The 18,966-nt window shown below is 70.3% G+C and carries 18 protein-coding genes; 9 read left to right on the forward strand and 9 right to left on the reverse strand.

All coding sequences use genetic code 11. From position 1 onward, the window contains the following. Positions 1–172 precede the first annotated feature (172 nt). The gene (locus ACH34S_RS28700; RefSeq protein WP_395955933.1) at positions 173–1,225 is read left to right on the forward strand and encodes a hypothetical protein; all 1,053 of its coding nucleotides are present in this window, start codon (positions 173–175) and stop codon (positions 1,223–1,225) included. A gap of 93 nt (positions 1,226–1,318) precedes the next feature. On the opposite strand, the gene ACH34S_RS28705 is transcribed toward ACH34S_RS28700, so the two are convergent. Continuing rightward, positions 1,319–2,137 carry an endonuclease/exonuclease/phosphatase family protein gene (locus tag ACH34S_RS28705; RefSeq protein WP_395955934.1) on the reverse strand — a complete coding sequence of 273 codons (819 nt, stop codon included), beginning with the start codon at positions 2,135–2,137 and terminating at the stop codon, positions 1,319–1,321. Between the two features lie 165 nt (positions 2,138–2,302). Continuing rightward, positions 2,303–3,037: a class I SAM-dependent methyltransferase gene (locus ACH34S_RS28710; RefSeq protein WP_395955935.1), complete on the reverse strand. Its 735-nt coding sequence runs from the start codon at positions 3,035–3,037 to the stop codon at positions 2,303–2,305. A gap of 82 nt (positions 3,038–3,119) precedes the next feature. Here ACH34S_RS28710 and ACH34S_RS28715 point away from each other — a divergent pair, with 82 nt between their 5' ends. The 3 genes from ACH34S_RS28715 to ACH34S_RS28725 all read left to right on the forward strand — a co-directional run bounded on the left by ACH34S_RS28715 (position 3,120) and on the right by ACH34S_RS28725 (position 6,241). Then, positions 3,120–3,533: a DUF4259 domain-containing protein gene (locus ACH34S_RS28715; RefSeq protein WP_395955936.1), complete on the forward strand. Its 414-nt coding sequence runs from the start codon at positions 3,120–3,122 to the stop codon at positions 3,531–3,533. Positions 3,534–3,611: 78 nt separating this feature from the next. After that, positions 3,612–3,893: a hypothetical protein gene (locus tag ACH34S_RS28720; RefSeq protein WP_395955937.1), complete on the forward strand. Its 282-nt coding sequence runs from the start codon at positions 3,612–3,614 to the stop codon at positions 3,891–3,893. Continuing rightward, positions 3,890–6,241, forward strand: a complete 2,352-nt coding sequence (locus ACH34S_RS28725; RefSeq protein ID WP_395955938.1) for a tetratricopeptide repeat protein — start codon at positions 3,890–3,892, stop codon at positions 6,239–6,241. The genes ACH34S_RS28720 and ACH34S_RS28725 overlap by 4 nt, the downstream gene beginning before the upstream one ends. A gap of 15 nt (positions 6,242–6,256) precedes the next feature. On the opposite strand, the gene ACH34S_RS28730 is transcribed toward ACH34S_RS28725, so the two are convergent. The 3 genes from ACH34S_RS28730 to ACH34S_RS28740 form a co-directional block, all read right to left on the reverse strand. Next, positions 6,257–6,544, reverse strand: coding sequence for a DUF397 domain-containing protein (locus ACH34S_RS28730; protein WP_395955939.1), 288 nt, complete (start codon positions 6,542–6,544; stop codon positions 6,257–6,259). A 110-nt stretch (positions 6,545–6,654) separates the two neighbouring features. Continuing rightward, on the reverse strand, positions 6,655–6,930 hold the full coding sequence (locus ACH34S_RS28735; protein ID WP_395955940.1) for a DUF397 domain-containing protein: 276 nt from the start codon (positions 6,928–6,930) through the stop codon (positions 6,655–6,657). After that, positions 6,852–7,727, reverse strand: a complete 876-nt coding sequence (locus ACH34S_RS28740) for a Scr1 family TA system antitoxin-like transcriptional regulator (RefSeq protein ID WP_395955941.1) — start codon at positions 7,725–7,727, stop codon at positions 6,852–6,854. Before ACH34S_RS28740 ends, ACH34S_RS28735 begins: the two co-directional genes overlap by 79 nt. A 99-nt stretch (positions 7,728–7,826) precedes the next feature. Here ACH34S_RS28740 and ACH34S_RS28745 point away from each other — a divergent pair, with 99 nt between their 5' ends. From ACH34S_RS28745 to ACH34S_RS28755, 3 genes are read left to right on the forward strand one after another with little or no spacing between them, the layout of a single operon-like run. Further along, a complete protein-coding gene (locus ACH34S_RS28745; protein ID WP_395955942.1) occupies positions 7,827–8,273 on the forward strand; it encodes an ATP-binding protein in 447 nt (148 codons plus the stop codon). A gap of 46 nt (positions 8,274–8,319) precedes the next feature. Next, positions 8,320–9,054 carry a hypothetical protein gene (locus ACH34S_RS28750; protein WP_395955943.1) on the forward strand — a complete coding sequence of 245 codons (735 nt, stop codon included), beginning with the start codon at positions 8,320–8,322 and terminating at the stop codon, positions 9,052–9,054. 20 nt (positions 9,055–9,074) lie between these two features. Continuing rightward, a complete protein-coding gene (locus tag ACH34S_RS28755; RefSeq protein WP_395955944.1) occupies positions 9,075–9,722 on the forward strand; it encodes a hypothetical protein in 648 nt (215 codons plus the stop codon). 12 nt (positions 9,723–9,734) lie between these two features. Here the strand turns inward: ACH34S_RS28755 and ACH34S_RS28760 are convergent, their stop codons facing one another. Further along, on the reverse strand, positions 9,735–10,691 hold the full coding sequence (locus tag ACH34S_RS28760) for a DUF1152 domain-containing protein (protein WP_395955945.1): 957 nt from the start codon (positions 10,689–10,691) through the stop codon (positions 9,735–9,737). Positions 10,692–10,843: 152 nt separating this feature from the next. Between ACH34S_RS28760 and ACH34S_RS28765 the strand changes: the two genes are divergently transcribed. Then, positions 10,844–13,756 (forward strand): helix-turn-helix transcriptional regulator, encoded by a 2,913-nt coding sequence (locus tag ACH34S_RS28765; protein WP_395955946.1) that lies wholly within the window; start codon positions 10,844–10,846, stop codon positions 13,754–13,756. A 272-nt stretch (positions 13,757–14,028) separates the two neighbouring features. Here the strand turns inward: ACH34S_RS28765 and ACH34S_RS28770 are convergent, their stop codons facing one another. After that, positions 14,029–14,850 (reverse strand): class I SAM-dependent methyltransferase, encoded by an 822-nt coding sequence (locus ACH34S_RS28770; RefSeq protein WP_395955947.1) that lies wholly within the window; start codon positions 14,848–14,850, stop codon positions 14,029–14,031. A gap of 152 nt (positions 14,851–15,002) precedes the next feature. Then, positions 15,003–16,943: an acyl-CoA dehydrogenase family protein gene (locus ACH34S_RS28775; RefSeq protein WP_395955948.1), complete on the reverse strand. Its 1,941-nt coding sequence runs from the start codon at positions 16,941–16,943 to the stop codon at positions 15,003–15,005. Positions 16,944–17,100: 157 nt separating this feature from the next. Here ACH34S_RS28775 and ACH34S_RS28780 point away from each other — a divergent pair, with 157 nt between their 5' ends. Beyond that, positions 17,101–17,859 carry an IclR family transcriptional regulator gene (locus ACH34S_RS28780; protein ID WP_395955949.1) on the forward strand — a complete coding sequence of 253 codons (759 nt, stop codon included), beginning with the start codon at positions 17,101–17,103 and terminating at the stop codon, positions 17,857–17,859. 14 nt (positions 17,860–17,873) lie between these two features. Here the strand turns inward: ACH34S_RS28780 and ACH34S_RS28785 are convergent, their stop codons facing one another. Next, the gene (locus ACH34S_RS28785; RefSeq protein WP_395955950.1) at positions 17,874–18,929 is read right to left on the reverse strand and encodes an ABC transporter permease; all 1,056 of its coding nucleotides are present in this window, start codon (positions 18,927–18,929) and stop codon (positions 17,874–17,876) included. Between the last annotated feature and the right edge of the window lie 37 nt (positions 18,930–18,966).

Below are 18,966 nucleotides of genomic sequence, written 5' to 3' on the forward strand. Positions count from 1 at the left end.
TGGCGGATATGACGCACGGCGACCATGAGCCAACTTCTCTTCACACGGCGTGACCGCATATGTATAGTCTGCGGCCGATCCTTACCCCGCCACGAGAGGATTGACGGCCTACGAAAGGACGCTCATGTCACGGGGGATTTCGAGATCTCCTCTCACTGTGGCGCTTCGCCGGATGGGGGCCATCGGCGCCGCGCTCGTCGTCATCGCGGGACTGGCAACCGCGCTCGCGCCGCCAAAGGCCGAGGCGTTCCGCACGTACTACTGGTTCAGTGAGAGCCACGCCGAACACGAGAAGGTGACGCGGGCCGCCCTGGCCTGCAAGGACGGGCAGACGCCCAAGAGCACCAACTACGAATGCTTCGAGAGCTGGTCGATCACGCAGATCGCCGGTTCCCGCGGCTTCTTCGGCGGTGTCGGACGTCCCGACCGGCCGAACTTCCTCACCGGCAGCGAACTGGAGAACCCGGCCGCGCACTGCGACAACGCCGACTACCTCCAGCCCGAGCACAATGGCGACAAACCCTACCCACGCACTCGCGCGCAGGCTTCCGAGGAACTGCTCAAGTGCATCAGACATCTGCGTGACAGGTTCGATTCGGCCGCGAAACAGGCGGGGAACGGAATCCTGCACGCGGACGGTGAAATCTCCTACTCCCAAACCGCCGGAAGCTGTGAGGACAACGTCCGGCCCGGCGACCAGCGCTACGCCAAGTGCCGCGTCGCCGACCTGTTCGGCCGCCTCCTGCACGGCGTGCAGGACTTCGCCTCCCACTCCAACTGGGCCGACCAGAGCAAGATCGGCGAGCCGTTCAGCCGGAACAACCCGCCGGGAATGCTGCGCACCGGCGTGTCCCCGCTGCTCGGCATGCGATGGGCGGAGCCCGACCCCCGCGATATCCCGGAGTCCCTGACGACCGGCTGCTATCCCTCGGATGAGTGCGAGGGCCGCGTCCGGCACGACGAGGACCTGAACAAGGACTCGGCGATCATCGACGCCAACGGCAAGGTGACGCTGGACAACCCGACGCCGCGCGGCAAGATCGGCGACAACGAGCAGCTCGCCGTCACGTCCGCGATCAACGACACCCGGCGCCAGTGGAGCGATCTGCGCGCCGAGATCAAGGAACGCTACGGCGACGAGCGCGGCGACCGCATCATCTGCTCGCTCACCTACGACCGCCCGACCGGGTTCTGGTGGTGGGAGGAGGGCCCCTGTGACCCGTAAGCGGACGGGACGAAGCGTCCGCTGATCCGCACGTCGAAGCGCTCGGCCGGGACCTGCCGGCCGAGCGCTTCGCACGACAGCGGAGGCGGCGGCCTACGGCCCGGCGAGTTCGGCGAGGACGGCCGCGTGATCGGAGGGCCACACCCCGCCGACGGGCCGGTCACCAACGCGGCAGACGGACCGGACGTGCCCGACCCCATTCGGCCCCGGCAGCCCCACGTGGATGTAGTCGATGCGCCCCGGCGGTTCGAGGGTCTGTGCCGCGTAGGGGTTGACCGGGTCCCAGGTCACGGCGGGCGCGGCCGGGTCGGCGTACTCCCAGGCGTCCACCAGAACCTGGCCGGGGACGGCGGGCGCCGTCCGGTACCCGCCGAACAGGCGCATCTCGTCGGAGTCGGGATGGGCGTTGTAGTCGCCGGTGACCACGGGCGGGAACGGGCTGCGGTCTAGGTGGGACGCGACGAACCCCGCCAGGGCCGCCACCTGGGCGCAGCGCACGGCAGACCCGTGCGGCTCCGAATTCAGATGCGTGGTGAAGAACGGCACCGGGTGGACGGGGACGTCCACCAGCGCGAACAGGGCCCGATGGCCGTCGTCGCGCCCGCCTTCGGTGGGCAGGCGCAGGACGTCCCGGTCGATGATCGGCCATCGGCTGAGGACGGCGTCCCCCACGTCGGCCGTCGAGCCGTCGAGGCGGGCGTGCCAGCGGCCGGGCCGGTCGGAGACCGCCCACGTCCAGTGCATGCCGAGCCGGTCGGCGAGCCAGCCGGCGAGGTTCTCGTCGCCCTCGCCCCAGACCTCCTGCAGCCCGACGATGTCGCAGTCGAGCTCCGCGAGCGTCGTCGCGATCGCCTCCCTGCGCGCCTCCCAAGGCCCGAACCGCCACCACACATTCCAGGTAAGAACCCGCACCACAGCTCCAGTTGATTCGCCTCGCCGCCGCTACGCATTTTCGCGCATCCCCCATTTCGGCCCAGGGACAAATTCCGTAGGCTTCCGACCCGACCCAGCGGATCGGCTTAGGGACGCCGTCCGCCTTACTCGGGCTGCTGTGCGCCGGAGCGTTCGGGCCGCTGTTCAGGGGGTTGCTGGTTTGCGGGCGGTGAGCAGGCGGGTCCGGACCCACGGGCTGCCCCACCAGGCGCGCCAGCCGAGGTCGCGCACGCGGATGTCCTGGGCGTTCAGCCGGGCCAGCACCGCGGCGTACTGGCGGGGTGTCCGCGCCAGGTCGGCGATCAGCAGGCGGCCGCCCGGCCGCAGCACCCGGTACGCCTCGGCGATCGCTTGGGCGCGGGCCTCCGCGCCGAAGATGGTGTGCACCGTCAGGCTGGACACGACCAGGTCGAAGCTCGCCTCCGCGTACGGGAGCCTGCGCAGGTCGCCCCCTTGCACGTGGACGCGGTCGGCGACGCCTTCGGCGCGGGCGTTGCGTAAGGTCGCCGCCGGGGTGTTGCCGGACTGGTGCAGCCCGCGCCACAGGTCCACGCCGACCGCCCGGCCCCGCGGGAGGCGCCGGGCGGCGGCTAACAGGACGGCGCCGCGTCCGCAGCCGAGGTCGAGCAGCCGTTCGTCGCCACGCAGGTCCAGCTCGTCCAGCACGTCCCGCCAGACCAGGAACTTGCCGCGCAGCGTGGTGTGCAGGCTCAGGGCCAGGCATCCCGCCAGCAGGGTGCCGGAGACCAGCGCTGGCAGCGCGGCGGCCAGATCGGCGGTGGCCGCCAGCACCAGCCCGGTCACCCAGAACCCCAGCACGAGCAGGCCCATGAAGCCGAACCCGTAGGGCGCATCCATCCCGTACCGCGCGCCAGGCATACCGCCACTTTGCCACGAACCGGCCGCCGGGCCGTGGCGGCTGCCGGAATTGTCTAGAGTGCGGGGACCCCTGGAGGTGCAAATGGGAACCTGGGACGTGACCCCATTCGGCAACGACACCGCCGCCGATTTCGCGGGCGACCTCGATGACCTGGCCTTGGACGAGCGTCCGGCCGCCATCCGAGCGGCCTTGGAAGCCGTGCTCCACGAGACGGACTACCTGGACCGCTCGGACGGCGACATAGCGGTCGCAGCAGCCGCCCTGGTGGCGGCGCAATGCCCCGGCGGCCCGCCCGCGCACCCCATCTATGGCCCGGACCAGCCCGTGCCGGACCTGCCCGACGACCTCCGACCCCTGGCGCTGGCCGCCCTCGACCGGGTGGCAGGCCCGAACTCCGAATCGCAGGAGCTCTGGGCCGAAAGCGGCGACAGCCTCAAAGAATGGCACGCCGAACTAGATAAACTTCGTAAGGCCCTCCAGGCGGAGCCGAATTAATCGTCCCGGCCATGCCCGATGCGGCCATGTGTGGCGAACTCCGTCTTGGCGGCGGACGAGCGGGCCGATAATGCGGCCATGACGGGTCGAGCACTGATCTGGATCGGCGGCCTGACCGCAGTGGCGTCGGCGGCCGTACTGGCCGTGTACTTCGCGGTAGAGGGATTTCGCCGGGCCGATGTCATCGGCACGATCGGCGCGGTGGTCGGGATCACCGGGCTTGCGCTGGCGGTCTACGGGATGGCCACGTCCCGTAGAACCTCCGGCCGCACGGCGGGCGTGCAGATGAAGGCCAAGGCGTCCGGACGGGGCCGGGTCTATCAGGCCGGACGCGACCAGCACATCGGCGAGGACCGGTGACCGACCCGCCCGAACCGCCAGGCCCCCACCTAGAGGGCACGGCCTCGGGCCACAGCCGCCTGCAGCAAGCGGGCAGGGACATTCACCAGCAGCACATCGACCGGCAGACGGTGCTGGGCGAGGGCGCGGTGCGTCCGGCCGCTGAGGTGCCCGCCCCGCCGGGGCTGATGAACGTGCCAGGGCATCAACACATTTTCGTCGGCCGTCACGATGAGCTGGGGGAGTTGGACGCGGCGTTGGAGGCGTCGGGCGGGGTGGTGGTCGCGGCGGTGCACGGGCTGGGCGGCGTCGGCAAGTCCACCCTGGCCGCCCGCTACGCTGCCCATCACGCTGAACGAACCGACGGGTTCGGGCCGGTGTGGTGGATCACCGCCGAGAACCCGGAGGGGGTGCAGGCGGGCCTGGCGGCCCTGGCCACCGCGCTACAGCCGGTACTGACGAGAGTGCTGCCGCTGGAAGAGCTGGCCGGGTGGGCGCTGGACTGGCTGAGCTGCCACGAGGGCTGGCTCCTGGTCCTGGACAACGTCGAAGACCCCGCCGACATCGCGAGCGTGATGGACCGCGCGGCCAGGGGCAGGGTGCTGATCACCAGCCGCTTAGGGGAGGGCTGGCACCGGTTCGGGGCCGAGGTGGTGCGGCTGGAGGTGCTCACCCCCGCGCAGGCGGTGGAACTGCTCACTCGAATCGCCCGCCCCTGCCGCGACGGCGCCGACCTGGACGGCGCCGAGGATCTGGCCGCCGAGCTTGGGTACCTGCCGCTGGCGGTCGAGCAGGCGGCTGCGTTCCTCCACCAGAATCGGCTGTCCCCTCGCGCCTACCTGGACCTTCTTGCGGACTCGCCCGTCCAGATGTTCGACCTGCCCGCCACAGGCGGGGACGCCGCCCGGACCATCGCCCGGATCTGGCGCACCACCCTGGACCAACTCACCGCCACCCCGCTGGCCGGGCGGTTACTGCGGATCCTGGCGTGGTACGCCCCCGACACCATCCCCCGCTCCCTGCCGGAGGGCCTCCACATCGCCGCTCCTTCCGCCGGACGTCGAGCACGGCCATCGGGCTGGACGCGACGACGACATCGCCACGCCCCGGCAAGCAATCCCGTAGAGCCTGCGCAGCTACAGCAGGCACTGGGCTCGCTCGCCGCCTACAACATGATCACTCTGCACGACGACGGCGCGATCTCCGTGCACCGACTGGTCCAAGCCCTTGCCCGCACGCCCGACCCCGCCGACCCCCATCGGCAGCGCGTCGACGTTGACGATGCCCGCGACACCGCCACCCACCTGCTGAACCGGGCCCGTCCCGCCAATGCGTACGATCCGGCAAGCTGGCCGAACTGGCGTCGGCTGCTGCCCCTCGTCGACGCGCTGGCAGCCCACGCACCTCCCGGCACCGACACCGACACAACCGCCGAGTTGCTGACCCACACTGCCGACTTCCTGGAAGACCAGGGAGCCCTGGCCCGCGCCATCATCTACCGTCAACGCGCAATAGCCTCAACTCAACGCCTGCATGGCGACCACCACCCCGACACCTTGACGTGTCGCAACCACCTTGCCGGCACCTACCAAGAGGCAGGTGATCTGGCCCAGGCGATCTCCTTGTACGAACAGACTCTCGCCGCCAGCGAGCGGGTCCGGGGCACCGATCATCCCGACACTCTGATCTCTCGAACGAGCCTCGCCGGTGCGTTCCTCCACACGGGGGACCTGGACCGGGCGATCCCCTTGATAGAGCAGAGCCTCGCCGCCAGCGAACGGGCGCTGGGTACCGACCACCCCGTAACGCTGGCCTCCCGAAGCTGGCTCGCCACTGCCTACCGATCTGCGGGTGACATCGGCCAGGCGATCCGTCTGTTCGAGCAGACTCTCGCCTTCAACGAACGGGATCTAAGTAGCGATCACCCCGCCACGTTGGCCATCCAGCACAACCTCGCCGTCGCCTATCGAGACGCGGGCGATCTGGAACAGGCGATCGTTCTGTTTGAGCGCACCGTCATCGACAGGGAGCGAGTGCAGGGCGCCGATCATCCCCTCACCCTGCGTTCCCGCAACAGTCTCGCCATCGCTTATCGGCTCGCGGGTGACCTGGGGAAGGCGATCCTCTTGCACGAGCAGACTCTCGCCGCCAGTGAACGGGTGCTGGACCCCGACCACCCCGCCATTCTGCGCTCCCGCAACGATCTCGCTGTCGCCTACAAGGCCGCGGGTGACCTGGAGCGGGCGATCCCCCTGTTCGAGCGAACCCTTGCCGAGAGCGAACAGGCGCAGGGGCCTGATCATCCACTGACCAAGGCCGTGCGCGAGAATCTGGAGGAAGCCAGGCAGGAGCAAGACGAGCGGCCGTGAGAATCGCCCCTGTGGTTACCGGTCGAGCTGGCCGCTCTTGATGCGACTGACGAGCCCAGCGACAGCCGGACGGCTGAGCTGGAGGACCGGGCCGTCGGGGTCGGTGCTGTCCCGAACGCCGATGGCTGTGCTAAGGGTCGCGACCTCGATGCAGGTGCCGCCTTCTTGGCTGCTGTAGCTACTCATCCGCCATGTGTAGTCCCCAGGCCGGATCTGCTGGACGAGGCTCGCCAACTCAACGCACTGCCCGCCCTCTTGGGTGCTGTAACTGCTCTTGCGCCATGTGATGCGATCAGGTCTCATGGCGCGATCGTCCTCCCGGGGAGGACGTTTGGCGATGCTGCGTTGTGCGGCTGACCGGCCGAAACGCAAGAAAAGCCCCCTCCGAAGAGGGGGCCTGTGCGGGAGGGTGACTACCGGTCGAGTTCGCCAGCCTTCACACGGCGGACAAGACTGGCAACAGCGTTCCGTCCGAATTGAAGAACGGGCCCGCTTGGGTCAGTGCTGTCTCGGACTCCTACGGCGGTCTTCAGATCGGCTAGCTCGACACATGTGGTGCCCTCTTGGCCACTGTGACTGCTCTTACGCCACGCTGCGTTCATCGCAAGGTTCACAAGCCCTCCATCACTTCGCGGATCAGAGCCTTCGATGCCGCCTCCGACATGGCCGCGCTGCTGATGATGTCCCATAGTCGGCGGAGCCTCTCCACATGAGTGCTCTGCTCAATCACGCGACCAAGTCCGGCAGCGCCCTCAACATACCCGAGGTCGGGTTCGTCCTCGCGGCTGAACAGGGTGAATCCGCTCGAGGGGTAGACGTCGGCACCGTTTGGGACGACGAGCACGTTCACGTGGGCGTCGTCCGCGAGTTCCAGCACATGTGCGAGCTGGGCCGAGGTGATCTCCTTGTTGCCGACGAGCTTTCGCACGACTGGCTCTGCCAACAGGATGACCACCCAGGGCGGGTCCTCCCTACGCAACACCTCTTGGCGCAGCATGCGGGCGGCGACCGATTGGTCGAGTTTGCTCGGGCGCTGACCGGGGCGCAGAACTGCGCGAGCGTACTCATCGGTCTGGAGTAGCCCGGTAATCACGACCGGCTCGTAGACCCGGACGCCGATGGCTGTGCTCTCCAGGTCGGCGTAGGGGCGGAAGTAGGAGGGGATGCTCTCCCTGGCCGCGTGGGGCTGGAGTTCGTCGAACTGGTTGGTGTTGAAGTGGGCGTCGAGGCACCTGGCCAGTTCGGGGGAAGGGGCCTGGGCGGCGGTCTCGACCTTGGAGATCGTGTCGTTGGAGTAGCCGATCGCGTCCCCGAGCTGGGCCTGAGAAAGTCCGGCTTTGTCCCGAAGGTCTCGGAGCTTTGCCCCGAAAAGTGCGGCTACGGACTTGCTCGGGTCGAGTTGTTTCCGATTCACCACGAGTTGCCCTCCGGAGCTATCGAGTTGGACAAGCCGGTCCCACTTCCGACGATAGCTCGGAACTCCCACGATGTGTAGCGAAATGCACACAGCGAGCGATCGGGAGTGGTGAAAGAAATGATCATTTGGCGGAATCGGCGGAGCGACAGGTTCGACATAACGGACTGTTTGGTTCGAACGGAAAGGACGGCGGCGGGGCCGCGGGTTCTGCGGCGCGGGTTTCTGGCCACGCCGGACGTGGTGCGGCAGGGGCGGATGATCGTCGAGTCGCAGGCGCTCCAGTGGGGGATGGCCGACGAGACGGTGGACGCGGCCGTCCGGGTCGTGTCGGAGCTGCTCACGAACGCGGTGGAGGCGACGCCGAACCTGCCGGTCACGCTGCGGATGGGACTGGTGGGCAACGGGCTCCAGGTCGAGGTGTGGGACTCCTCGCCGGCGCGGCCCGAGAGGTCGGCGCCCGATCTGTCGATGCCGGAGGAGGCGCCGGGCGATGACGATCCCGATCCGGGCGGGTGGGGGCTCGGGATCGTCGAATACCTGTCCGAGCTGCACGGGGTGCGGACGGAGTTCGAGGGCAAGAGCGTCTGGGCGGTGGTGAAGGCAAAGCGTCGGTAGCCGACCGCTGGGTGTGGGTTGGGAGCCTTGGCGGAATGCCTGCGGTGTGGGGGAGTGGTTCTCGCGGGAGATCTCGGACACCGGGCGGCTGCGGCTGTCCTGTTTCCTGCTTGCGTTCATCGTCGGGTTCCTGTTCATCCGGTTCAGCGTGCGGATGATTCGGCGGCAGGTGCGGTGGTGGCCGGGGAATGTCTCGCCTGGCGGGCAGCACATTCACCACGTCGTGTTCGGGCTGGTGTTCATGTGCGTCGGCGGTGTGGGCGGGCTGGCCATCGCGGACGACACATCCGGTCTGGCGGGGGCCGCGGCGGCGGTGTTCGGGCTCGGCACGGCGCTGGTACTGGACGAGTTCGCGCTCGTCCTCCATTTGAAGGACGTCTACTGGAGCGAGCAGGGCCGGTTGTCGGTCGAGGTCGTGTTCATCACCGTCGCGCTGTGCGGGTTGCTCTTGGTAGGGCTGCGGCCGTTGGGGATGGACGAGGCCGCCGGGGACGGGTTGTGGGCGATCGCGTTCGTGCTCGTTCTCAACCTGTTCTTGGCCCTCGTCGCGCTTCTGAAAGGCAAGGTCTGGACCGGGCTGATCGGGTTGTTCGTCGGGGTGGTGGCGTTCGTCGGAGCCGTCCGGCTGGCCCGCCCTGATTCGCTGTGGGCCCAGCGCCGGTACGCGGAGGGGTCGCGGAAGGAGCGTCGTGCGAAGGCGCGTGAGCGGCGGTATCGGCTGCCCCTCCAGCGGCTGGGGGATTGGCTGAGCGATCTCGTCGCCGGACGTCCGTCCGGGTAGCGGGTCCGAAGGGGGCAGCGGTGGCGTCGAAGGCCGGGGTGAACGCCGTGGCCCTGGGCGGGATGCTTTTCCTGGTGCTACGCCTGCTGGCGGTCGCTCACTATGACTGGGATGTCGCCTTCTCGCTCGCCGAGTCGGTCAACTTCGACGACGTGATCGGTGTGGTGGTGGGCACGCTTCTGGGCGCCGGAACGCTGACCGGTGTGCTGCTGGCGCTGGTGCTCCCGCTCGCGGTCGCCCGGCACGTCCACCACGTGGTGCGGGGCGAGTGGCGGCCGCATCAGACGGTGTTCCTGTCGGTGCTCGTCGGGGTGCTCGTTGCGGCGCTGATCACGTTGCGGAGCTGGCCGGGGCTGGTGGTGGCGCTGGTGGTCAGCACGTTGGTCTTCACGGTGATGTGGCGGCGCGGGCCGCTCAGACCCTATCTGTCCAAGATCTTCGCGCATATGGGCGTCGTGGTCGGGCTGGCGTTCCTCGGCCTCGGCGGGCTGACCGACACGGTGTGGGTCCCTGAACAGCTCATCACGTTGCGCGACGGCACCACGATCACCGGTTATGTGATGGAGGTCCAGAGCCCTTACACCGAGGTGCTCACCGAGGACGGCCGTGACATCCGCATTGTGATGTCCGGCGAGGTGGTGTCCCGAACCGAGGCCAACGACCCGTGACCGCAGACGGGGTCAGTGCGGGTACTGGCGGGGTTTGCGTGGAGGGATCTTGTAGCGGAACTCCTCGATGATGGCGCTGATCTGGTTGATGACGCGCGTGTTCTCCAGGCGGGCGAGGTAGAGGTTGCGGCGGGCCAGGCCGTCCAGGTCGACGGCGAAGTACATCGCCATGAGGGGGTTGATGAACAGTTCGCTGTTGCGGGTCCGGGTGGTGAAGCGGACGTCGCCGAACTGGCCTCGCAGGGCGGCCGCGATGGAGCCGTTCACGATGCTCGGGTGGGCGGGGGTCGAGGCTTGGGCGTGGTCGACCGCGTCCAGGTAGAGAGCCGCTTCGCGGCTGTCGGAAGGAATGGAGAAGGCGCCCAGGTACGAGCCGTCGGCGGTCAGGTCGGCGAGGTTCTCCAGGACGTGGGAGTGGTTCACACCGTGGTAGGCGTCCACCCCGAAACCCAGGGAGAGGACGATCTTCTCGGTGACGTCGAGGCCGTGGACGGCGGCGAGGCTGGCCATGTCCTCTTCGGGTGTGCCGAGGCCGGATTCGTCGCCGCGCATGAGGATGTCGGTGCCGCCGTCCACGAGGACGACGGCGTCCAGGTTCAGGAGGCCGGCCAGGTGACGGTAGGCGCCGCGAAGGGGCTGGACGCCCAGTTTCGGGAAGGCGTAGACGGTCGACGGGAAGCCGTGGCGGCCGAGCCAGCGGGCGAGCGTCGCCTCGGGGAAATAGGTCGCGTGCGCCGGGGTTTCGGGTGTGACGGCGGCGACGTCGGCTTCGAGCCACGCGTCGGGCGGCAGGCCGTAGAGCGCGCTGAACGACAGGTTCGCCAGATGGACGTCCTTGCCCTCGTTGAGCAGCGAAAGGGCGAGGGGCAGGCCCGCGTACACGTCGAATCCGCCGCCCGCGCCCGCCACCAGGATGCGCTGTGCCTTCTTCAGGCGGGTGAACAGCGGGGGCTCCTGGAGGGAGAACATGGCGTGACCGTAGATGTTTTCTGGAAGGACTGCGAACTATTACCGGGGGCTCGGTCGTCTGACTGTGTGGTGGCCGTGGTCATCGGGGGACCACGGCCACCCAGGGGGATTAATCAGGTGGGAATGTCCGGATCGTTTGGCATGCTTGGGGCGTGAGCCCACGTGCGATGAGTCCCGTCCTGATCGGCAGGTCGGCCGAGCTGGCGGAGCTGGAGAGCGCGCTCGCCGGGGCGCCCGGGGCCGTGCTCGTCGGCGGGGACGCGGGGCTCGGCAAGACCCGGCTGATCCGCGAGTTCACGACCGCCGTCGACGGGGAGCGGGCCAGGGTGCTCGCCGGTGGCTGCCTGGAGCTCGGCTCTGACGGCCTGCCGTTCGCGCCGTTCACGACCGTCCTGCGGGGGCTCGTCCGCGACATCGGCATCGACGGCGTCGCCGGGCTCGTGCCGCGCGGCGACACCGGCGGCCTCGCCCGGCTGCTGCCGGAGTTCGGCGAGCCGGAGTCCGACGCAGCCTCGGGCGAGGAGCGGGCGCGGCTGTTCGAGGTCGTGCTGACGCTGCTGGAGCGGCTGGCCGAGCGCGGCCCGGTCGTGCTGGTGATCGAGGACGCGCACTGGGCCGACCGCTCCACCCGCGACCTGCTCGCCTTCCTGATCCGCAACCTCGGAGCGGCGCCGGTGCTGATCGTCGTGACGTACCGGTCGGACGAGCTGCACCGCACCCATCCGCTGCGCCCGCTGCTGGCCGGGCTGGAGCGGGTCGAACGCGTCCGGCGGTTGGAGATCTCGCCGCTGTCGCGCGCCGCCGTCGCCGCCCTCGTCACCGAACTGCTGGGCGCCCGGCACATGCCCCCGGCCGGGCTCGTCGACCGGATCGCGGCGCGCAGCGAGGGCAACCCGCTGTTCATCGAGGCGCTGCTCGACGACGACGGGACGCTCGCGTGCGAGCTGCCCGAATCGCTGCGCGACCTGCTGCTCGCGGGCGTCCAGCGGCTTCCCGAGGAGACGCAGGAGGTGCTGCGCGACGCCAGCGGCGGCGGCACCCGCATCGAGCACGCGCTGCTGGCGGCCGTGACCCGGCTCGAGGACGCGGCCCTCACCCGCGTGCTCCGCCCTGCCGTCGCGGCGAACGTTCTCGTCGTGGACGGCGACGGCTACGCGTTCCGGCACGCGCTGATCCGCGAGGCCGTCCACGATGACCTGCTGCCGGGCGAGTACACGCGGCTGCACAAGCGCTATGCCGAGGCCTTGGAAGACGATCCGGGGCTTGTTCCGGCCGGTCGGCTGTGGGTCGAGCTGAGCTATCACTGGAACGCGGCCCACGACAGCACGTGGGCGATGGTCGCGTCATGGCGTGCCGCGGCCGAGGCCCGCAAAGCCCTCGCCTACGCCGAGTGCCTGGCGATGCTGTCGCGCGTCCTGGAACTGTGGGACCAGGTGCCGGACGCCGAAGAACGCATCGAGGCCAACCACATCAAGGTCTTGCAAGACGCCGCGTCCGCCGCCGACCAGGCCGGGGAGTACGACCGCGGTATCAAGCTCGTCACCGCCGCGCTCCGCGAGGTCGAGGAGGCCGTCGAGGGCGGGCAGCCCGACGACCCGTCCCGGCTGGCGATGCTGCTGGAGCTGCGCGGGCGGATGCGCTACCAGATGGCGCGGCCCGGCTTCGTCGACGACATGCGCGCCGCCGTCGAGGCGCTGCCCGCCGAGCCGCCGAGCGCGCTGCGGGCGCGGGCGCTGTCCACGCTGGGGAACTACGTCCGCCTCACCACCGACATCGAAGGGGCCCGGAAGGCGGCGGCCGAGTCCCTCGCCATCGCGCGGCGGCTCGGCGATCCGGTCACCGAGGCCGAGGCGCTGATCACCCGGTTCTGCACCGACATCGACTACGACGACGCCGCCGCGATCGCCGAGGTCGAGGAGACCGTCGAGCGCAGCGGCAACCATCGGGTCCTCCTCCGCTACTACGTGATCAAGTCGCACTTCCTGGAGGGCACCGGACGGCACGAGGAGGCCGCCGCCATCGCCGGGCGCGGCAAGGAACTCGCCCGCGAGTACGGCGTCGCCCGCACCCAGGGCACGTTCCTGTCCATCAACCAGGCCGAGCCGCTGGTGTCGCTCGGCCGGTGGGACGAGGCCATGACCGTCCTGAACCACGCCATGGAGCAAGACCCGGCGGTCACGACGCGCACCTCGCTGCTCGTCCTGGCCGGATGGGTGGCGCTGGCGCGCGGCGACCTGGTGACGGCGTCGAAGCGGCTCGTCCTGTCCCGCGAGATCATGAACCTGAAGATGAAGTGGCTCAAGACGCAGGACTACTTCTCCACGCTGTGGCTCGAATCGCAGGTCGCGCTCGCGGAGGGGCGTCCGGAGGCCGCGCTGGACGCCGTCCGTCCCGTCCTCGACCACTCCGGCCTCCCCGACGACGCCCGGTACGCCTGGCCCGCGCTGGTCGTCGGCGCGTCGGCCTGCGCCGAACTGGGCGAGACGGCCGCCGGCGACCTGCGGCGCATCTCCGAACGCGCCGCCACGACCCACGTCAGCGGCCCGCTCCAGCAGGCGCACCGCCTCACCTTCGACGCCGAACACGCCCGCGCCGGGGGCGTCCTCGACCTCCGGGCCTGGGACGAGGCCGCAGCCGCCTGGGACGCGCTCGACAGCCCCTACTACCGGGCGCGGGCGCTGCTGCGCGCGGCGGAGGCCGCGGTGGCGGGCGGCGACCACGACGGCGCGGCCGAACGGCTGCACATCGCCGCCGACCTGGCCGCCAGGCTCGGCGCCGCGCCGCTCGGCGAGCTCATCACCGACCTGCTCCGCCGCACCCGCACCCGCCGCGCCGACGACTCCGCGCCGCTCGGCCTGACGCCCCGCGAGTTCGAGGTCCTGCGGCTGGTCGCCGAGGGCCGCAGCAACCGCGACATCGCCGAGGCGCTGTTCATCTCGGTGAAGACGGCCAGCGTCCACGTCTCCAACATCCTCGGCAAGCTGGAGGTGGCGAGCCGCGGCGAGGCCGCCGCCACCGCGCACCGCCTCTCGCTCTTCGGCCAGAACGGGCGGGTGCGCGCCTGACCCGGCGGCGGGGATCTCCCCTCCCAGGACCCCCGCCTCCGGACCGTCGGACCACACGGGAACTTCGTGGCCGGCCTTCGCGGTCACGGCACGCGGAAGCAGGGCGGTGCTTCTCCGCCCGGAGAGGCGGGCCCGGGACCGTTCCGGCCACCGCCCAGTGTCGTGCCCGGACCGTCCCGTCGCACCGATTGACATACCGCTTGACCGGACGGAAAAAGACGACGGGAACGGACCACCGTCCGTGATCCATTCCCGTCGCCGGATAGCCCCTCTTAGCGCGGCACGCGCGCGACGCAGAAGACCGTCTGCCCGAACGGCGGCCGGACGAACCGCTCGATGGCCCGCGTGGCCGGCACGACCGTCCGGTCGTAGATCTTGACGAGCTTCGGGTCGGGGTAGCCGGCGCCGCCGCGGCGGACCGCGAACCACCAGGCGATCCCGCCGAGGAAGTTGATCGGCTTGAGCACCTCGGGGACGAGCCCCGCCGCGCGGACGGTCTCCTCCAGCGTCGAGGGCGTGTACCGGGTGACGTGCCCGACCTTGCGGTCGAAGTCCCCGTAGAGCTGCATGTAGCCGGGCACCCAGATCACGATGCGGCCGCCGGGCTGGGTGACGGCGGCGAGGTCGCGCAGCGCCTGCGCGTCGTCCTTGATGTGCTCCAGGACGTTCATCATCACGACCGTGTCGACCTTCTGCCGGATCTCGATCTCGGCGGGCAGGGCCAGGTCGATGACCTCGACGTCGTCGCTGCCCTCGTAGCGCTTGCGCAGCTCACCGACGCAGTAGGGGTCGTTATCGCTGACGACGAGGTAGTCGAGGCGTCCGGCGAACTGCTCGGAGAAGTGCCCGAGGCCGGACCCGACCTCCAGCATCGACCGGCCGACGTGCGGCGCGACGGTGTCGTACTCGTACTTGCGGTAGTTGCGGGCCTCGTCCCCGCCCAGATGGTTCTCCAGCGACCCCTCCCCGGCGGCCGGCTGGACGACGTCGCCGTCCGGTGCGGGCCCCTGCGCGGGCCCCGCCTTCTTCGGACGGCTCCCGACGAGATTGAGGAGGGTTCCTGCGATGGACTTCTTCTGACCAGGTGACTGCATTACTTCCCGCTCGCTGGGTGCGTTGGCGTTCGGCTCTCGTTCGCCGGACCGAAATGACCTGATCCGCAAGGGACGGTTCGATCTCCGGCGCAAAGTCGCGCCAGTCTACCCATCCACGCGCGGGAGGCGCGCGAGCCGCGCGGCGACCCTGGTCAGGGGATGGTGCGGTGGACGTTGTCCTTTTCGGTCGGGCCCGGGTCGCTGGGGGCTATCCAGGGGCCGGGGATGGACGGGTCCAGGACGCCCTCCTCCAGCCACGTGAAGTCGCCCGCCAGGACGGAGTGGGCGAGCTTCACGTCCAGGGCGTCGGTGTTGCGCCACAGGCCGTCGAACAGCTCCTCGACGCGGACGCGTGACTGGCGGCAGAACGCGTCGGCTAGGCGGACGGCCGACATGCCCGTGGCTCCCGAGGCCAGGGGCCCCTCGCCGGACGCGTCGGCGTGGGCGCGGACGCAGACCGCGCTCATCGCGAACAGCTCGGCGCCGATGTCGACCATCCGGCCGAGGAAGCCCTGCCGGCGTTCGAGGCCGCCCTGCCAGCGTCCGGCCGCGTAGAAGATGGACCGGGCGAGCTTGCGGGACGCGCGCTCGACGTACCGCAGGTGCCTGGCGAGGGGCCCGAACTCGCCGTAGGACGACGGGCGGTGCCCGGCGCCGGTGACCAGCGTCGGGAGCCAGCGGGCGTAGAAACCACCGGCCTTGGCCGCCGCCCGGGCCTTCTCGCCGGTGGACGCGTCGGGGTCGATGATGTCGCCCGCCACCGACAGATGCGCGTCGACCGCCTCGCGCGCGATCAGCAGGTGCATGATCTCGGTGGAGCCCTCGAAGATCCGGTTGATCCGCAGGTCGCGGTACAGCTGCTCGGCGGGCACGCCGCGCTCGCCGCGGGCCGCGAGGGACTCGGCGGTCTCGTAGCCGCGGCCGCCGCGCAGCTGGATCAGCTCGTCGGCGGCGCGGCACGCCATCTCGGAGGTCCAGAGTTTCGCGAGCGCCGCCTCGATGCGGATGTCGTTGCGTTCGTCGTCGGCGAGCTGGCCGGACAGGTCGAGCATCGCCTCCATCGCGTACGCGGTCGCCGCGATGAACGCGATCTTGCGGGAGACGGCTTCGTGCTCGCCGACCGGACGGCCCCACTGCACCCGCTCCCGCGACCATTCCCGCGCGATCCTGGTCGCCCATTTGCCGCTCGCCGCGCAGATCGCGGGCAGGGACAGGCGTCCGGTGTTGAGGGTGGTCAGCGCGATCTTCAGGCCCGCGCCCTCGGCGCCGATCAGGTTCGCCTTCGGGACGCGGACGTTGTGGAAGCGGGTGACGCCGTTCTCGATGCCGCGCAGCCCCATGAACGCGTTGCGGTTCTCGACCGTGATGCCGGGCGTGGCCATGTCGACGATGAACGCGGAGATGCCGCCGCGGTGGCCGTCCGACTTGGGGACGCGGGCCATGACGACGACCAGGTCGGCGACGACGCCGTTGGTCGTCCACAGCTTGACGCCGTCGAGGACGTAGCCGTCCCCGTCCGGGACGGCGGTGGCGCGCAGCCGGGCCGGGTCGGAGCCGACGTCGGGCTCGGTGAGCAGGAACGCGCTGACCTGGCGGGCGCAGCGCGGGAGCCACTCGTCCTTCTGCTCGCGCGTCCCGAACATCTTGACCGGCTGCGGGACGCCGATGGACTGGTGCGCCGACAGCAGCGCGGCCAGCGCCGGGTTCACCGACCCGACGATCACCAGCGCGCGGCCGTAGTAGAGCTGGCTGAGCCCGAGCCCGCCGTGCTTCTCCGGGATCTTCATGCCGAGCGCGCCGAGGTCGCGCAGGCCGGCGATGACGTCGTCGGGGATGCGCGAGTCCCGCTCGATCGCCGCCGGGTCGATCTTGGTGGCGCAGAACTCGGTCAGCGCGGCCAGGAACTCCTCGCCCTTGCGCCGCGCCTCCGCGGCGGGACGGGGATGCGGATGGACGAGGTCCAGCCGGAAATCGCCGAGGAAGAGCTGCTTGCCGAAGCTCGGCAGCCGCCATTCCGCCTCGCGCGCCTCCTCGGCGACCTTCCGTGCCGTCCGCTCGTCGACGTGCCCGCGCGCCCGCTGCGTCTGGCTCATGCGTGCTCCTTGCCCCGGAGTGGCCTTTACATGAGCACGGCCTTTCCCGTGGCGGGATCGGGAAACACTGCCCCGCCGGACAGCAGAAATGATCCAATGGGCTGGACTGTCACCGAAGCCCTTGACCAGACCAAGGCGGAGGGGTTCGCTGTCCGTGATGAGTGAGCCACGCAAGCCGACGCTCATCGCCTCGGTGCAGCGTGCTCTGCGGCTGATGGAGGCGGTGGCGTCCCATCCGAGCGGAGCGCCCGCGAAGCTGCTGGCCCGCGAGGCCCGGCTCCCGCTCGCGACCACCTACCACCTGCTGCGCACGCTCGCGCACGAGGGCTACGCGACCCGGCTGCCGGACGGCGCCTGGGTGCTCGGCGACCGCGTCGAGACCCTGCACGGGCGGAGCCGGGCGCAGCGGCTGCTCGCCGCCGTCCGCCCGGCCTTGATCGCGCTGCGCGACGAGCTCGGCGCCGCCGCCTACTTCAGCATGCACATGGACGACGAGATCCGCCTCATCGACGTCGCCGACAGCCCGCGCACCCCCCGCGTCGACCTGTGGGTCGGCTTCGAGGACGCCGCGCACGCCACCGCGCTCGGCAAGTGCGTGCTGAGCCAGTTCGACGACGACCGCCGCCGCGACTACCTGTCCCGGCACCCGCTCGCCGACCTGACCCCGCACACCATCACCGAGCCCGGACGGCTGATCCGCTCGCTCGACTCCTCCGGCGGGCTGGTGCTCGACCGCGAGGAGTACGCGCTCGGCACCGGCTGCGCCGCCGTCCCGGTCATGGACGCGAGCGGCGCCGTCCTCGGCGCGCTCGCCGTGTCCTGCCGTCCCGGCAGGCTGCCGAGGATCGAGCGGTCGGCGCACCGGTTGCGCGCCAGTGCCGAGAGCCTCCAGCGCGCCCTGACCCTCTCGGGCTAGGACGCGCCGGCCTTTCAGGACAGGCGGCGGCGCGTCCAGTAGAAGCAGAAGCCTGTCAGTCCCAGCGCGAGGACGGCGAACAGACCGGTCTCGGCCCGCTGCAGCGGCCAGAAATGATCAGCGGGATGGTAGACGACCTTCTGCCGGTATCCCTGCTGCTTGATGAAGTCGAAGCATGCCTGGGGCGGGCCGTCCGGCGGTTCGCCGTTCGGCGCGGGCGGCCGCGCCTCGCATGCGGCCGCGCCGGGACCGGTCAGGATGATTTCGTCGAGCTTCCGCCCGGACGAGCCGACCGTCGTGTTCTCCAGCGTCCAGGACGCCTGCTCCGCCTCCGCCTGGAGCAGGAGGCTCACGCGGCCGTCCTCGCCTCTGCGCAGCATGATCTCCCCGCGGTTGTCCGCCGTGATCTCGATGGTCCTGGTCACCGGCGGGACCAGGTGGGGCCGGACGAGCATCGGCACCGCGATCTGGACGGCGGCGAAGGCCACCAGTGTGATCGCCATGGCGGGGAGGGTGCGGCGGACGAGGACGCCGACGGTGACGCCGAGCGCGAACGCGAAGGCCGCGTAGCCGAGCGGGACGATGCCGCGCGCCATGAACACCGCGGGCGTGATGCGGGCGGCGCCGGTGCTCACCGCCGCCTGGTCGATGGGGTCGGACCACCAGCTCACGGCCAGTACCGCGAGCCCCGCGGCGACCACGGCGGCCAGGCCGACGAGCCCGAGCTTGGCGGCCAGCCAGCGGGTCCGGGTGACGCTCTGGTTCCAGACGAGCCGGTGCGTGCCGTGTTCGATCTCGCGGGTGATGAGCGGCGCGCCCCAGAACACCCCGATGATGCCGGGGAGGAACAGGACGACGGCGACCAGCAGGATGAGCTGGTTCTGGTGGTCGCTGAAGAAGAGCCGCGTGAATCGCGTGCAGTCGCCTCCCGCGCCGCAGGCGGCGAGGCCGCTGTCGTACTCGTCCGCCAGGCCGGGGCCGGTGAGCAGGAGCGCGGCGGCGAGGACGGTGAGCCCGCCGAACACCACCGCGGCCTGCACGCGGAACTGCCGCATGGTCAGCCAGATCATCGAGCGGCCTCCAGCTGGGACTCGATCACGGCAACCT

It is taken from the genome of Actinomadura sp. 3N508 (genome assembly GCF_044326375.1).
Classification (GTDB): domain Bacteria; phylum Actinomycetota; class Actinomycetes; order Streptosporangiales; family Streptosporangiaceae; genus Spirillospora.